We start from the raw sequence: 13,906 nt of genomic DNA, 5'->3' as shown, positions 1-13,906 counted from the left end.
GCCGCCAACCTTTTTACACGTAATGCCCCTGCCGCTTTTGCCAGCCGCAGGGGCATTTTGCTGTCCGTCCCCGACGGCTAACATACCCCCGAAACGAGGAATGAGAAACCGATTGTGGCCTTTTAGTCGTTGATTTGCTTATGCAGTTGATGTATCCTTGGTTTCTGTTGGGGCTGTTTGCAGTCGCCATTCCTGTTGTTATTCATTTGCTACAACTGCGGCGTCCTCAGAGACTGTTGTTTACAAATACTGCATTCATACGTGATGTAGAGTTGGTGACGGTGAAACACCGGAATCTGCAACGCTGGCTGCTGCTGCTGATACGAGTATTAGGGCTGTTGGCATTAGTGCTGGTGTTTTGTCAGCCGTTTATTCCTGCTAAGAAGGCTAATGCGATTTCTACTGGGATAGAGGTGTTGGTTGATAATTCTTTCAGTATGCAAGCAGGCAGCTTGGGGCAGGCATCCTTGTTTGCAGATGCTGTGAAGCAAGCTCAACGTATTGGGCATTCAGCCTCAGTGGTAGGTCAATACCGGCTAATAAATAAAGGGAACAGAATAATGCTTCCGAGTGCTTACGAAACAGCACTCGATGAACTGAGGCTAAGTCCTAGAAATCCTTTTTCTACAATTCGTAGTGAAGTGACCGAGAACCATGAAGGTAATTCATTATACATTTTTTCGGACTTTCAAAAAAAAGCCGTCGATGCAAAGGCACTTGGTGAGCTGAAGAATCAGCAAGTAGTGTTGGTACCACTTGCAGGTAGAAGCGCAAGCAATTTGTATATCGATAGTGTGTGGTTGGACGATGCTTTTGTACGTGTGCGTACGAATGTAGGCTTGCACATTCGGGTGCGGAATGGCGGTGGTGCAAAGTCGACGGATTCGCCAGTAAAGGTGTTTTTGGGGGCGCGGCAGGTTGCAGCCTATCGTGTAACAGTGGAACCCGCACAGGTGGTAACTACTGTAGTGCAGGTACAGGTAGCGAATAATGAACTGGCACTTGGACGGGTAGTGACTGAAGATGCACCGGTAACTTTTGATAACACCTACTATTTTACTTTACAGCCAGCAGCGGCTATTCGGGTGCTGGAAATTGGTGCTGAGCCATTGACGCAGCGGTTATATGGCAACGAGCCTTTGTTTACCTACTCCTTTACGAAACCCCAGAACGTGGATTATGGGGCTTTGCGGCGTGCAAACCTCGTGGTAATGCGCGAGTTGGAACGGGTAGATGCCGGCCTACGGGAAGGCTTACGGAGCGTGGTGCAGCGTGGCGGAAGTGTTGTTGTAGTGCCCTCGTCCACCGCGGGTAGTCACGATTCTTATCAACAACTTTTCAAGTCGTTGGGCTTGGGGGCAGTGCAGTGGGAGGCCTCGACGGCGAGCCCGGAACTGCGCGAAGTTGCCATGCCAAGTGCCGCTGAGCCGTTTTTCCGTAATGTATTTGGGGCGCAGCAGCGTGGGGCAACCATGCCGAAGGTAGCACCGGTGCTCCACTGGCCGCGGACAGGAACCGATATCCTACGCCTACGTGATGGAGAGAGTTACTTGGCCAATTTTGCGAGTGGAGCAGGGCAAGTATATGTATTTGCGGCACCTTTTGCGGCGCAGTATTCTGACTTTGCTACGCACGCACTGTTTGTACCGGTGATGTACCGCATTGCGATGCTGAGCTATCAGAACGACCAGCTACCGGCGTACCGGCTGACGCAGAGCAGCGTGACACTTAAGTTGCCCGCGAGAGAAGCCGTGAGCAATGCACCCGGAGGAGCCGATGAGGCAAGTTTCCGACTGGTGAAAGACAGCCTGACTCTGATACCCGCGCAGCGGGTGGTAACCACGGAGTTGCACATGGACTTGCCGGTGGGCATGGACGAGCCGGGGTTTTACCAGGTACAGCGAGGAGGTAAACTACTCACCATGCTCGCTTTTAATCAAGATAAACGTGAGTCGGAATTGGCGGCTTATTCAGCGGAAGACTTGCGGCAGTTAATTGGGTCCAATCACCCCAATATTAAAGTGGTGGAGAGTGGCGTGGATAGTGCAGGCCTCGCCAAGTTTCAGGCAGAGCAGACGGGCCAGCCCTTGTGGCGGTACTTCCTCGCGCTGGTGTTGCTGGCATTGCTGGCCGAGGCATTGCTCATACGATTCGGCGGCCGCAAACCGGTAGCAGCTAAGAGTGCGGTGCTGGCGTAGGTACGCGAATGTGACCTGTTGCAGCGGCGATGAGGTGGCGGGCGTAACTTGCCGCTTCAATTAGTGAGACTATTTTATGACTGCCCCTATTCGAGAAGCTGATACCCGTGAGGTGAAAGTGCCCGCGGGAGCCGTAAAGCAGTTGGTACTGCGCTTTGGGGGAGCAGCAGGATTGGCTTGTGTCGTGTGGATGGTGGGGTTGCAACTGACGGGCAGCAACGGCTTTGGGCCTAAGCAAATTCTGGCGCAGTTGCTGGTGCCACTCGCGGCAGTAGCAAGCCAATGGCTGCTGCGCAAAGCCGCTCAGCCCAACAAGCCCGGGCTTGGGGCCTCCCTCGGGGTGGGTGTGCTTACGGCGTTGTTGGCAGCTGTTATTTCGGCTGTTGGAACAGTTGGGCTGGCATATGGCGCAGGCGAGCCGGCCGTAGCGAAGCACCGGCGCGAAGTGTTGGAAATTGTGCAGGCGCAGCAGCGGGAGAATCCCAAAGCGGTTGCACCGGCTGCGGTGCAGCAACAACAGGTAGAACAAGTACAACGCATGACGGTGGGCGACATGGCTACCAGCAACTTTTTGCAGGTGCTGGTGCTGGGATTGGTGCTCGCAGTGCCGGCCGGAATCTTTCTGCGCGAATAATTCAGTTTACTTTGCGGCTCACTTTTACCTAAACCACTTTCTGCAACAACAATGGAAACGAACACTACGCCTGTTTCGACGACTTCGGTTGGCCTTCGCTATGGCTTGCTCACCGGCTTGGTTAGCATTATTATTTCATTCGGGCTATTTGTAGCACATCAGGAGAACAGCCCACTGAAGTACGCAACTTTTGCAGTATTAATTGCGGGCATGGTACTGGCCATGAATGCATTTAAACAAAGCAACCAAGGCTTCATGAGCTTTGGCCAAGGTGTGGGTATTGGCGCGGTGCTGTCGGCAGTAGTTGGCGTGTTGTCAGGGATTTTTTCCTATGTATACATGAACATCATCGACCCGGAAGTAGTAGGCCGTATGACGGAAAAAATCCGGGCCGACATGGAAGCCCGTGGCGGCATGTCCGATGAGCAGATTGACCAAGCCATGGCCATGTCGGCTAAAATGATGAATGGTCCCATTATGATAGTTACCGCCTTGCTGGGCACCATCCTGGTAGGAGTAATTCTGGCGATGATTATATCGGCGTTTGTCAAGCACGCCCAACCCGAATTTGAATAAGCCTGCTGCTACTTTTCCGGTGGAAATTTCCATCGTGATTCCCTTATTGAATGAGGCCGAGTCGCTGCCCGAGCTCACGCGCTGGATTGCGCGGGTGCTCGAAGCACACGGGCTGACGTATGAAGTGATTCTGATTGATGATGGCTCGACGGACGACTCGTGGGCAGTAATTGAGGGCTTGGCGGCAACGGATGAGGCGCTGCGCGGCATTCGTTTCAACCGCAACTATGGGAAGTCGGCGGCGCTGAATGTGGGCTTTGAGGCCACGCGCGGCCGGGTGGTGTGCACGATGGATGCCGACCTGCAGGACTCGCCCGAGGAACTGCCCGAACTGTACCGCATGATTGTGGAGGACAAGTACGACCTGGTAAGCGGCTGGAAACAAAAGCGCTACGACCCGCTGACGAAAACCATTCCGACCAAGCTCTTCAATAGGGCTACGCGGGCAATGTCGGGCATTCAACTGCACGATTTCAACTGCGGGCTGAAGTCGTATGACTCGCGCGTGGTGAAGAGCATCGAGGTGTATGGTGAAATGCACCGCTACATTCCGGTGATTGCAAAATGGAACGGGTTTCGCAAAATCGGGGAGAAAGTGGTGCAACACCAGGAACGCAAGTACGGCTACACCAAATTCGGGCTGGAGCGCTTCATTTTCGGGTTTCTGGATTTGCTGAGCATAACCTTCGTGGGCCGGTTTCGGCGGGCGCCAATGCACTTTTTTGGCACGCTGGGCACGCTATCATTTCTATTCGGGCTGCTGATTACGTTCTGGCTGATGGGCGAAAAAGTATGGCTTTCGCTGCACAACCTGAAAGCCCGCCAGGTAACCGAACAGCCGTTGTTCTTCCTGGCTCTCACGGCCGTGGTGGTAGGCGTGGTGCTGTTTGTAGCAGGCTTTCTGGGCGAAATGGTGCAGTTGAATGGGCCGAAGCGCAACGACTACCTGGTGCGGGAAACGCTGAATTAGAGAAGTAGTAATAGCACGTCATGCTGAGCATAGTCGAAGCATCTCTCCCGCAGCAGTAACTATTTACTCTTGCACGCGAGATGCTTCGACTACGCTCAGCATGACGTTTTTCAAGCCGTTTTTAAACATGAAAGTAGTAATCATTGGGCCAGCCTACCCCTTGCGCGGCGGGCTGGCTACCTACAACGAGCGGCTGGCGCGTGCCTTCCAGGAAGCGGGCGACGAGGTGCGGATTGTGACATTTTCCCTGCAGTACCCCAATTTTTTGTTTCCGGGCCAAACGCAGTTCAGCACCGAGCCGGGGCCGAGCGATATAGCCATTGAAGTCAGCCTGAACTCGGTGAACCCGCTGTCGTGGCTGGCGGTGGGGCGCCGGTTGCGGCGTGAGCGGCCCGATGTGGTCATCTTTCGGTTCTGGCTACCGTTTATGGGGGCGGCGCTGGGCACGGTGGCGCGGCTGGTGCGCGGCAACGGCCATACCCGCGTAGTAGCCATCACCGACAATGTGATTCCGCACGAGAAGCGGCCCGGTGATGGGCCGCTGACGCGCTATTTCCTGAGCGCCTGCGACGGGTTTGTGACCATGAGCCGCAGCGTGCTAGAAGACCTGCAACGGCTTGGTTTTGGTCATAAGCCCGCGCTGTATCGGCCGCATCCGCTCTACGATAATTTTGGCCCAATCAAGCCCAAAGAGGCAGCGTTGGCGGCGCTAGGCTTGCCAGCTGGTGCGGGGTACGCTTTGTTTTTTGGGTTTATCAGGGCCTACAAAGGGCTTGATATGTTGCTTGAAGCTTGGGCTGATGCGCGGGTAGCAGCGCTGCCCATCAAGTTGGTTATTGCGGGCGAGTTCTACGAAGATGCCGCGCCGTATGAGGCCTTAATTAAGCAGTATCGCCTGGAAGACCGCATTGTGCGAGCCACTGATTTTATTCCGAACGAACGCGTGGTGGACTATTTCTGCGCTGCCGATTTGGTGCTGCAACCGTACAAAAACGCCACGCAAAGCGGGGTATCGCAAATTGCGTATCATTTTGAGCGACCCATGCTGGTAACGGATGTGGGGGGCTTGGCGGAGTTAATTCCGGCCGGGGTGGTGGGCTACGTGGTGTCGCCCACGCCAAAGGCTATTGCCGATGCGGTAGTAGATTTCTACGCCAACCAGCGCGAAGAAGTATTCGCGCTGGGCGTGCGCGAGCAGAAAAAGCAGTTTTCGTGGCCGGTGATGGTAGCCGCGTTGAAGGAGGTGGCCAAGCTACCTGGGCACTAGCGCTTGCGTAGTTGCAGTCGCGCAGTCTCTAACGGTTGCCCCTGGCTGAGGTCATCGCGCCCGTGGCCGATTAGTTATACCCATCACGAAGTGCGTTGCGAACGATGTAGAGACGCGACCCTTCGCGTCTCAGCGTCCGCGCCTCCATTATGAGGTTCTGCTTTAATCGTTCAACGCCGAGACGCGAAGGGTCGCGTCTCTACATTGTTCGCCGATTTTTGCAAACCAATTCTGGAGGAGTATAACCAAAATGCATCTTGGGCGGAGAGCAGCAACGCCCAAAGAGCTAGACTACCGGTTTCTCAACCAGCACGCTCTCGCGCACAGCGCGCAGCACCTTCGCGGCTGGCAGGTCCTCCATGCAGCTGGTGCCGAGCTGGCAGGAACCCCGGTAGAAGCACACGCAGTCCTTGTTGGGCTGCACGATTTGGCCCCGGCCATACAGGTCGAATTCGTGCGGGTTGAAGATGTTGTTCATCAAAATAGTGGGCTTGCGCAGGGCAATGCTGATGTGCATGCCCATGGTCACCTGCGTCACAATGCCGTCCATCTGGTTCATCAGGTTGATGAACTGGGGGAGGGGGAAGGTGCCGAGGTAGGCCGCGCCGGTGGCGGCGTGCAGCTCGCGGTTGCGGGCATCTTCGGCTTCGCCGCCGAGCAGCACGGGCGCATAGCCGGCGGCTTGCAGGCCGGTTATCAGCTCAATCCACTTCGCGGTGCTCCAGAGGCGGGTGGTCCAGCGGTCGCCGCAGCCGGTATTGAGGCCGATGTGGGGGCCGCCGGCGGGCAGGGCGCGCCAGTCGTACCCCTTGTCGTCGTGGGTGTCGAAAACGTATTCTTCGCCGCGGAAATCGAAACCGCAGAGTTCGAAGATTTCCTGCACGTAGGGCTTGGTGTTGGCTTGGCTGATTTGGTCGAACACGCCGGTGAGGAATTTGTGTTCGGCCAGCTGGTTCACGGGCCAGGCCACGCCGTCGTAGGGGCGCAGGGCGTAGCCGAATTTCTCTTTGGCGGTGATGTTGTTCAGCAGCACGCAGGCCTCTTTCTCCTTGTCGAGGTTGATGACTACGTCGAACTCGCGCCCCTGCAGCTGGAGGGCGCTGGCGAAATCGAACTTCAGAATCTCCTCTATTTCCTGCTGTGGCAGGATGGCGGGCGTGAGCGTGAGCCAGGTGATAAAGCAGCCCGGCCGCTCTTGCCGTAGACGCCGCAGCAGGGGCGTAGTCCGAATCACATCACCAATGGCGCCGAGCTTGATAATCAGAATGCGACGGGTGACCGGCGCGTACACCGGGCACCCGTCGCACACGTAGCCGTGGGTTTTGTTGGGACGGCAAGGCAGGTCGCCGCGAAAGTGGCGGCAGTCGGGATGAACGGGCAGGTGGTTCAGGAGTTCGGGCACGGAGCAGGGCAGGCGGTTACAGCAGCAAAAGTAGCGGGTATAGCTGCGTCAATCAGTAAAAAGCCACCGCTGCCCGGTTGGCAGCGGTGGCTTTCGAACCCTGGTACTTACTTACCGCACGCTACAACTGAAGTGGCCGTCGGTGACGGTTTTGGTCATGCCTGACCCAGCGTGTTGGGCGGTGAAGCTGAAAGTGCCCGTTATGGTATTGCCGACATAGCTGTCGACCGTGATGGTGCCGTTGCCGAATACCGTACCGGCTTTGGTACCGGCATAATACACGTCGCTATTTTGGTTGCCCGTGTTGAAAACTGCCATACCGGCTCCCCGATTGGCCAATTGATACGTGCCGACGGCTTTCGGAAACGTTAAATAAACGCTGGGCGAAGGAGTTGGTGGGGCTTGGGGCGCATTGCCGGACACGCTGAGGCTATCAGCCGATTGGCTGGCATATACATTTGTTTTTATAGCGTATGCCATGCCATCGACCGAAAAACCCATGGTATTATCGGGAGTTGCGGGGGTTGAGCCGGAGCAATTTAGAAAAGCATCCAGCAGAAAGGAGCAGAGGTAGAACGTGAACAGCAGTAGGCGCATAGCAGTAGGGTAATGTGGGGAGGGACGAAGTTAGGAACCAGTCGGCGTACGCTCAAATTATAGCAGTGTACACTCGCATACGTAGCCGTAGAGTTGCTGAGGCGGCATAGCAGGTCGCCGTAAAAGCGGCAGCCAGGTTTGACAAGGACATTTATGAACAGCGGCGCGGGGCCGGAGAGCAGCTGCATCGGCAGCCGTAACCGGCCACGGAAGCCCGCAAAAAAAGCCACCGCAGCCTAAAAGGCCACGGCGGCTATTCGCACAAGGGCGCCCGTGCTTTAAAAAGCCACGTTGAATTTCCCGTTGGTGATGGATTTGGTGAGCGTGATACCGGTGAATGTGTCGGTGCCCGAGAAGGCAAACGTGCCCACAATGTTGGTGGCCGTGACGCTCGTAACCGTGACCGTGCCGCTGGTGGCATAGTATACCGCTGGCGAAGTATTGGGCGTCACCAACAGGTAGAGGGCCTGGATGGCCGTGGCACCGCTGCCGGGAATGGCGTAGGTACCCACTGCTTTCGGCACCGTGATGTCGACCCCCGAGCTATTGGTGGTGCTGGTGGTGAGGGACCCGGCAAATTCGAAGTTGTTACCCGAAGCAGTCTTCTGAATGTTGGCAGCAGTAACGTTGTTGCCGTCCACCGTCCACGATACCCCAGCGGGCGTGGTGGTAGGGTCGTCTTTTTTGGAGGAGCAGGCAGCCAGGGAGGCGAGCGCCAGCACCGTAGTAGCCGTGCGTAGCAAACGGGAGGAAAGAATCATGCAGAACTGAAAATGATGGAAAAACCAGGCGCCTGCCTGATTTGGGTAAAGATAAACGCCGGTAACCGCGGAGGTAGCGTCGGTGCCGATGGCCGCTATAACCCGACGTTGAACGTGCCGTTGGTAATTGACTTGGCAGCGCCGGTGTTGGCGTTGATGCCCGTGAAGGTGAACGTGCCTTGCACGTTGGTCGCGGTATAGGCCGTAACGACGATGGTACCCGCGCCCGTAACGGTGCCGTTGCCCGAAGCTCCGGCGAAGTACACGGCCGTCGTGCTGCCGGTATTGGTGCTGTAGGTGCCGGCCGCCGCCGAGGCTGGCCCAAAGGTGTAAGTGCCCACGGCATTCGGAACTTCCAGGCCCAGGTAGGTCACGGCTGAGCCGTTGGTGAGCGTGCCCGCCACCGAAACCGTGGTGCTGCCTTTCTGCGATTGCAGGTTGGTGGTGCTGACGGCGGCCCCGTCCACCGTCCAGCCCATGCCGGCCGGGGTGGGTTTTGGGTCTTCTTTCTTGCTGGAAGAACAGGCCGCGAGGGCGGTGCAAGCGAGCACCGTGGCAGTGCGCAGGAATAGGGCGGGAGTACGCATCGGCTAAAACTTAAGAGGAAAAGAATGCTGTCCGGCAAAGGTGCGCAGGGCGCGCCCGTATTTCGGCCGGCAGTGACCTGATGAGTGCTGGTGCTCGGTTGTGGCAATAAAAACGGAGCAATGTTTTTTGCCAGAAATTTATTGCCAATGCCGCGTGGCCAAAAAAAATCCCATACTGGAATTAGCCAAATGCCGTTGGCTTCGGGTCCTCACGCCCGCCACTTTCATCGCCTACCGCTGATGTCCCGACGATTCTCCCACCAAACCGGCCCTCGGGCCCACCAACCGGCCGGGCAACAGCTGCGGGCCTACTACGGCCTGACCCAGGAGTGGCTGGCCCATTACCTGCAAGTGCCACGCTCAACCGTGTCGATGGATGAACTGAACCGGGCCAGCTTGCCGTCGGCCAGCACCTTGCGCCTGCTACCGTTCATTCTGGGCCTGCCCGTGCCCGACGGCACTGCCCCCGAGCCGGTAGCCACCCCCACCACGGCCGGGCAAGAGGCCACCCGCGTGCTACTAGCCCACCGGCAGCGCGAGTGCCACTATCAGGTGCTACGGCTGGGCCGGCAACAGGAGCAGCTTCGGGTGCGGCTGCGCCAGGTGCGCCTGCGGCTGCAAACCCTACCGGCCCTGCTGGCCTCCTTGGCCCCGGCCCCGGCCGATGAGCGCCAGCGCCGCGTGCTGGGCTACTGGGCCGCCGATGCCCCCGACCAGCTGCGCGACGACGAGGCCGCGCTGGCGCTGCTCGACCTGCGCCAGCAGGTATTGGGGTTTGAGCTGGCGGAAATTCAGCGACTATTGGCTGTACCCGGCGAACTGCCGGAGAAATAGCTCTTGTTCCAGCAGTGGCTTACCCCAGGCCGGGGTGCAACCTACCCCCTAAAGGCCGGGGCAACTCTTGAAAATAATCTCTCCGGCTTGTTTTACCGGCAGGCTGTTCCGGTGATGGATAAGTGCGTGCTAAATCGGCTAATGACTTCTTTTTATTTTGCTTTGCCCAGTAAGCAGGGCTGGTTGGGGGGCTAGAAAGACCGATTTAAACGCTACTACCGCCCCACGTAGCTGTGCGGCGTGATGCTGCGCAGTTCCGTTTTCACGCTCTCGCTCACCTTCAGCCCATCAATAAAGGCGCCGATGCTGGCGGCTGAAATGGCCTCGCCGGTGCGGGTGAGGGCCTTGAGGGCGTTGTAGGGGTCCGGGTAGGCCTCGCGGCGCAGGATGGTCTGGATGCCCTCGGCCACCACGGCCCAGTTGGCTTCGAGGTCGCGGTGCAGCGTCGACTCATCCAGCGCCAGCTTGCCCAGGCCGCGCTGCAAGGCTCCGAGGGCAATGAGAATGTGGCCCAGCGGTACGCCCAGGTTGCGCAGCACCGTGGAATCGGTCAAATCCCGCTGCAAACGGGAAATTGGCAGCTTGGCGGCGAAGTGTTCGAGCAGGGCGTTGGCTACGCCCAGGTTGCCCTCGGCGTTTTCGAAGTCGATGGGGTTCACCTTGTGTGGCATGGCCGAGGAGCCCACCTCGCCGGCTTTGATGGTTTGCTTGAAGTAGCCGAGCGAGATGTATTGCCACACGTCGCGGGCCAGGTCGAGCAGGATGGTGTTGAGGCGCTTGAGGGCGTCGCAGTGCGCCGCGAGGTGGTCGTAGTGCTCAATCTGGGTGGTGGGGAAGGAGCGGTGCAGCCCCAGCCGGTCGTTCACGAACGTCGCGGCGAAGGCGTGCCAGTCGGTGCCCGGGTAGGCGGCGAAGTGGGCGTTGAAGTTGCCGGTGGCCCCGCCAAACTTAGCGCCGAAGGGCACCTGGGCCAGCAGTGCCACTTGGGCATCGAGCCGGGCCACAAATACCTCAATCTCCTTGCCCAGGCGCGTTGGCGAGGCGGGCTGGCCGTGGGTGCGGGCCAGCAGCGGCACGGCGGCCCACTCCTGGGCGCGGGCCGCCAGGGCATTGCGCACCTGGGCATAGGCCGGCAGCAGCACCCCCATGAGCGCATCGCGGAAGCTGAGTGGAATAGCGGTGTTGTTTACGTCCTGCGAGGTCAGGCCGAAGTGGATGAACTCGATAAACGCGGCTAGGCCCAGCCGCGTGAACTCGTCGCGCAGCCAGTATTCCACGGCTTTCACGTCGTGGTTGGTCACGGCCTCGTGCGCTTTGATGGCCTCCGCATCGGCTTCCGAGAAATTCTCGTACAGGCCCCGCAGCGCCGGGAACACGTCGGCCGACACGCCTTGTAGCTGGGGCAGCGGCAACTCGGCCAGGACAATGAAGTACTCGACTTCGACCAGCACGCGGTAGCGTATCAGGGCCATTTCGGAGAAGCGGGAAGCTAGGGGCGCGGTGGCGCGGGCGTAGCGCCCGTCGAGGGGCGAGAGGGCGAGGAGGGGGCTGGGCATGGGGCAAAAGTACGGGCTGCCGGTAGTAGAACGCAGCCTTTGCTGCGTTGGCCGTTCGCGCCGTAGCAACCACCGCAACGATTGACGCAGCAAAGGCTGCGTCCTACGAACACTCGCCCGCAACCTTTCCCGGGCATTTCGCTATACGTGAATTCGTCCGGCCAAAAGCACGCGTTGGCAATGCGTATGGCACTGCCTTTTGGACTTTCACGTTAAGCGGGGCGAAAGCCCGCCGCCCTTTTCTTACCTTTGGCGTTGGCTAAGCCAAACCACCTGACTGATTTCCGTGCGCATATCTCCTTCGACCAAGCGTCTTCTCATCGGCATCTTCATCGGCTTAGTCGCCGTGGTGCTCCTGGCCTTGGCCGTTTTTCAGTGGAAGCGCCAGCAGCTGCTGACCTCGGCGCTCAAGCTTGTGAAAGAGAAAATAGAGCGCAAGTACCCGGTCATCCTCACGCTGGGGCCGGCCAAGTTCGTGGGCTTTAAAACCGTGGAAATAATGGGGATGAGCCTGGTGCCCCGCGCCACGCCGACCGATACCCTGCTCACCGCCCGCCGCCTGCAGGCCGGCCTGAGCGTGCGCTCGCTGTTTGCCGGCCGGCCGGTGTTCAGCGACTTGCAAATCATCACGGCCCGGCTCACGGCCCGCAAAACGGCCACGTCCGACAACTACGGCTTTCTCATCAAGAAGAAAGCCAGCGCCGCCCCGCGCGACAACTCCAAGGGCACCAACTACGGCATGCTGCTGAACCAGGCCCTGGAAACAGCCTTCGACAACGTACCCGGCGAGGCCAGCTTCCAGAATTTCTTTGTGAGCTATTCGAGCCCGCGCCACTCGGCCGTGCTGCGCCTGCCCGAACTGAAGATTCAGGACGGCGACATTTCGGGCCGCATGACGGCGACCGTCGATTCGCTGGCGAACAAGCTGGGCATCAGCGGGCACATCGAGCCCGGCGATTATGCCCTGACGGCGCGGGTGTTTGGGGTGGGCGGCTCGGTGCAGCTGCCCTACGTGCCGCGCCGCTTTGGCGCGCTGGTGAGCTTCGATACGGTGCTGGTGCGGCTCGATGGCAAAGAATTTGAAGACAACGACACGGGCGGCCGCCTCACGGTGCGGGGTTCGCTGGCGGCGCGGGGCTTCAGCCTGTACCACCCCAAGCTGGCGGCCAACGAGATTGAGGTGAAGCGGGGCTCGCTCGACTTTATTGCCACGCTGGGCCGCGGCACGGTGGCCCTCGAAAAAGGCAGCCGCATCACGGTAAATAAAATCGTGCTCAACCCGGAAATTGCCATCTGGACCAAGCCCAGCCGCGCCATCAACCTGAGCGTGAGTTCGGAAGAAACCCCCGCCAACGACTTCTTCGATTCGCTGCCCACCGGCATTTTCGATGAGGTACGCGGCACCCAGGGCACCGGTACGCTGCGCTACCGCCTCAGCGCCAGCCTCGACATGGCCAACGTCGACAGCCTGCACTTCGACTCCAGCCTGCGCGGCAAAAACTTTCGGCTGACCCGCTTCGGCGAAGAGGATTTGAACAAGCTGAACACGCCCTTCCTGCAAACCGTGTACAACGACAGGGGGGACTCGGTTCGCACCTTCGCCGTGGGCCCGGCCAACCCCGACTTTGTGCCCTACAACGAGGTGTCGCCCTACCTTATCCACGCCATTACCACGGCCGAGGACCCGCGCTTTTTCTCGCACCACGGCTTCATGGAGCAAGCATTTGTGAAGTCCGCCATTCAGAATATCAAGGAGCGGCGCTTTGCCCGGGGCGGCAGCACCATTTCGATGCAGCTGGTGAAAAACGTGTTTCTGACCCGACAAAAGACGGTGGCCCGCAAAGTACAAGAAGCCCTGATGGTGTGGCTCATCGAAAACACCGGGCTGGCCAGCAAGCAGCGCATGTTCGAGGTGTACCTCAACATCATCGAGTGGGGCCCGAGCAAGTACCGCTGGTCCAGTGGCAAGCGGGGGGTGTACGGCGTGAAGGATGCAGCCCTGTTTTACTACGGCAAGCGCCCCAGCGAGCTCAACCTGCCCGAGAGCCTGTACCTGGCCAGCATCATTCCCAAGCCGAAATACGCGCGCTATTCCTTCGATTCCTACGGCGACCTACGCCGCAGCACGCGCTACTTCTTCCGGTTGATTGCGGATATCATGCTGACGCGCGGCCTCATCAGCGACAACGACCGCGAAAACCTGCCTTACTCCTTGCACCTCAGTGGCCCGGCCCGGCAATACATGTCCTTTGCTCCGCGCCCCGATACCACCCGCGCCGTGCAGCAAGCCGATTCGAGCGACTTCGAGCCCCTGAACCTGATTGACCTACTGAACACCGGCGCCGCCCCCGACGCCGGCGTGAACGCGGGAACGCCGGAGCCGCCCAAGGACCCGAAATAAGGACAGCTGACACTTGCAAGCGCGAGGGCGTCTGCACGATGCTGATACTTTTACAAACCACCGGAAAGGAAAGCGCCCCCTTGCTGTGAGCAACGGGGCGCTTTCCTTTCCGGGAAGCAGGCC

General features: G+C 58.8%; 12 protein-coding genes. 7 read left to right on the top strand and 5 right to left on the bottom strand.

Annotation, left to right across the window (positions count from 1 at the left end; translation table 11 throughout):
* The first annotated feature begins 140 nt into the window (after window positions 1–140).
* The 5 genes from ABD837_RS10780 (at window position 141) to ABD837_RS10760 (ending at window position 5,645) form a co-directional block, all read left to right on the top strand.
* Window positions 141–2,198 carry a BatA domain-containing protein gene (locus tag ABD837_RS10780; RefSeq protein ID WP_345053981.1) on the top strand — a complete coding sequence of 686 codons (2,058 nt, stop codon included), beginning with the start codon at window positions 141–143 and terminating at the stop codon, window positions 2,196–2,198.
* Between the two features lie 76 nt (window positions 2,199–2,274).
* A complete protein-coding gene (locus tag ABD837_RS10775) occupies window positions 2,275–2,832 on the top strand; it encodes a DUF4199 domain-containing protein (protein WP_345053979.1) in 558 nt (185 codons plus the stop codon).
* 51 nt (window positions 2,833–2,883) lie between these two features.
* Window positions 2,884–3,408 carry a DUF4199 domain-containing protein gene (locus ABD837_RS10770; protein ID WP_345053976.1) on the top strand — a complete coding sequence of 175 codons (525 nt, stop codon included), beginning with the start codon at window positions 2,884–2,886 and terminating at the stop codon, window positions 3,406–3,408.
* A gap of 19 nt (window positions 3,409–3,427) precedes the next feature.
* Window positions 3,428–4,378 (top strand): glycosyltransferase family 2 protein, encoded by a 951-nt coding sequence (locus ABD837_RS10765; protein WP_345053975.1) that lies wholly within the window; start codon window positions 3,428–3,430, stop codon window positions 4,376–4,378.
* A gap of 127 nt (window positions 4,379–4,505) precedes the next feature.
* Window positions 4,506–5,645: a glycosyltransferase gene (locus ABD837_RS10760; RefSeq protein WP_345053973.1), complete on the top strand. Its 1,140-nt coding sequence runs from the start codon at window positions 4,506–4,508 to the stop codon at window positions 5,643–5,645.
* 286 nt (window positions 5,646–5,931) lie between these two features.
* Here ABD837_RS10760 and ABD837_RS10755 read toward each other — a convergent pair whose 3' ends face one another.
* The 4 genes from ABD837_RS10755 to ABD837_RS10740 all read right to left on the bottom strand — a co-directional run bounded on the left by ABD837_RS10755 (window position 5,932) and on the right by ABD837_RS10740 (window position 8,992).
* Window positions 5,932–7,047 (bottom strand): glycosyltransferase family 9 protein, encoded by a 1,116-nt coding sequence (locus ABD837_RS10755; protein WP_345053971.1) that lies wholly within the window; start codon window positions 7,045–7,047, stop codon window positions 5,932–5,934.
* Window positions 7,048–7,158: 111 nt separating this feature from the next.
* Entirely contained in the window at window positions 7,159–7,644 is a 486-nt protein-coding gene (locus ABD837_RS10750; protein WP_345053968.1) for a DUF6252 domain-containing protein, read from the bottom strand.
* A 278-nt stretch (window positions 7,645–7,922) separates the two neighbouring features.
* Window positions 7,923–8,405 carry a hypothetical protein gene (locus ABD837_RS10745; RefSeq protein ID WP_345053965.1) on the bottom strand — a complete coding sequence of 161 codons (483 nt, stop codon included), beginning with the start codon at window positions 8,403–8,405 and terminating at the stop codon, window positions 7,923–7,925.
* A 95-nt stretch (window positions 8,406–8,500) separates the two neighbouring features.
* On the bottom strand, window positions 8,501–8,992 hold the full coding sequence (locus tag ABD837_RS10740; RefSeq protein ID WP_345053963.1) for a DUF6252 domain-containing protein: 492 nt from the start codon (window positions 8,990–8,992) through the stop codon (window positions 8,501–8,503).
* Between the two features lie 240 nt (window positions 8,993–9,232).
* Here ABD837_RS10740 and ABD837_RS10735 point away from each other — a divergent pair, with 240 nt between their 5' ends.
* Entirely contained in the window at window positions 9,233–9,826 is a 594-nt protein-coding gene (locus ABD837_RS10735) for a helix-turn-helix transcriptional regulator (RefSeq protein WP_345053960.1), read from the top strand.
* Between the two features lie 215 nt (window positions 9,827–10,041).
* On the opposite strand, the gene purB is transcribed toward ABD837_RS10735, so the two are convergent.
* Window positions 10,042–11,382, bottom strand: coding sequence for an adenylosuccinate lyase (purB, locus tag ABD837_RS10730; RefSeq protein ID WP_345053958.1), 1,341 nt, complete (start codon window positions 11,380–11,382; stop codon window positions 10,042–10,044).
* Window positions 11,383–11,668: 286 nt separating this feature from the next.
* Here purB and ABD837_RS10725 point away from each other — a divergent pair, with 286 nt between their 5' ends.
* Entirely contained in the window at window positions 11,669–13,783 is a 2,115-nt protein-coding gene (locus tag ABD837_RS10725; protein ID WP_345053955.1) for a transglycosylase domain-containing protein, read from the top strand.
* Window positions 13,784–13,906: the final 123 nt, after the last annotated feature.

Origin of the sequence: Hymenobacter glaciei (genome assembly GCF_039539585.1) — a bacterium.
In the GTDB taxonomy this organism is placed as follows: Bacteria; Bacteroidota; Bacteroidia; order Cytophagales; family Hymenobacteraceae; genus Hymenobacter; species Hymenobacter glaciei.
The sequence above is the reverse complement of the archived record's forward strand: the minus strand, read 5'-3'. Positions and strand labels throughout refer to the sequence as shown.

Excerpts from the sequence above, each read along its gene's own strand:
- purB (WP_345053958.1), bottom strand. The coding sequence starts at position 11,382 with ATGCCCAGCCCCCTCCTCGCCCTCTCGCCCCTCGACGGGCGCTACGCC.
- ABD837_RS10780 (WP_345053981.1), top strand. The coding sequence starts at position 141 with ATGCAGTTGATGTATCCTTGGTTTCTGTTGGGGCTGTTTGCAGTCGCC.
- ABD837_RS10760 (WP_345053973.1), top strand. The coding sequence starts at position 4,506 with ATGAAAGTAGTAATCATTGGGCCAGCCTACCCCTTGCGCGGCGGGCTG.
- ABD837_RS10740 (WP_345053963.1), bottom strand. The coding sequence starts at position 8,992 with ATGCGTACTCCCGCCCTATTCCTGCGCACTGCCACGGTGCTCGCTTGC.
- ABD837_RS10770 (WP_345053976.1), top strand. The coding sequence starts at position 2,884 with ATGGAAACGAACACTACGCCTGTTTCGACGACTTCGGTTGGCCTTCGC.
- ABD837_RS10745 (WP_345053965.1), bottom strand. The coding sequence starts at position 8,405 with ATGATTCTTTCCTCCCGTTTGCTACGCACGGCTACTACGGTGCTGGCG.
- ABD837_RS10775 (WP_345053979.1), top strand. The coding sequence starts at position 2,275 with ATGACTGCCCCTATTCGAGAAGCTGATACCCGTGAGGTGAAAGTGCCC.
- ABD837_RS10750 (WP_345053968.1), bottom strand. The coding sequence starts at position 7,644 with ATGCGCCTACTGCTGTTCACGTTCTACCTCTGCTCCTTTCTGCTGGAT.
- ABD837_RS10735 (WP_345053960.1), top strand. The coding sequence starts at position 9,233 with ATGTCCCGACGATTCTCCCACCAAACCGGCCCTCGGGCCCACCAACCG.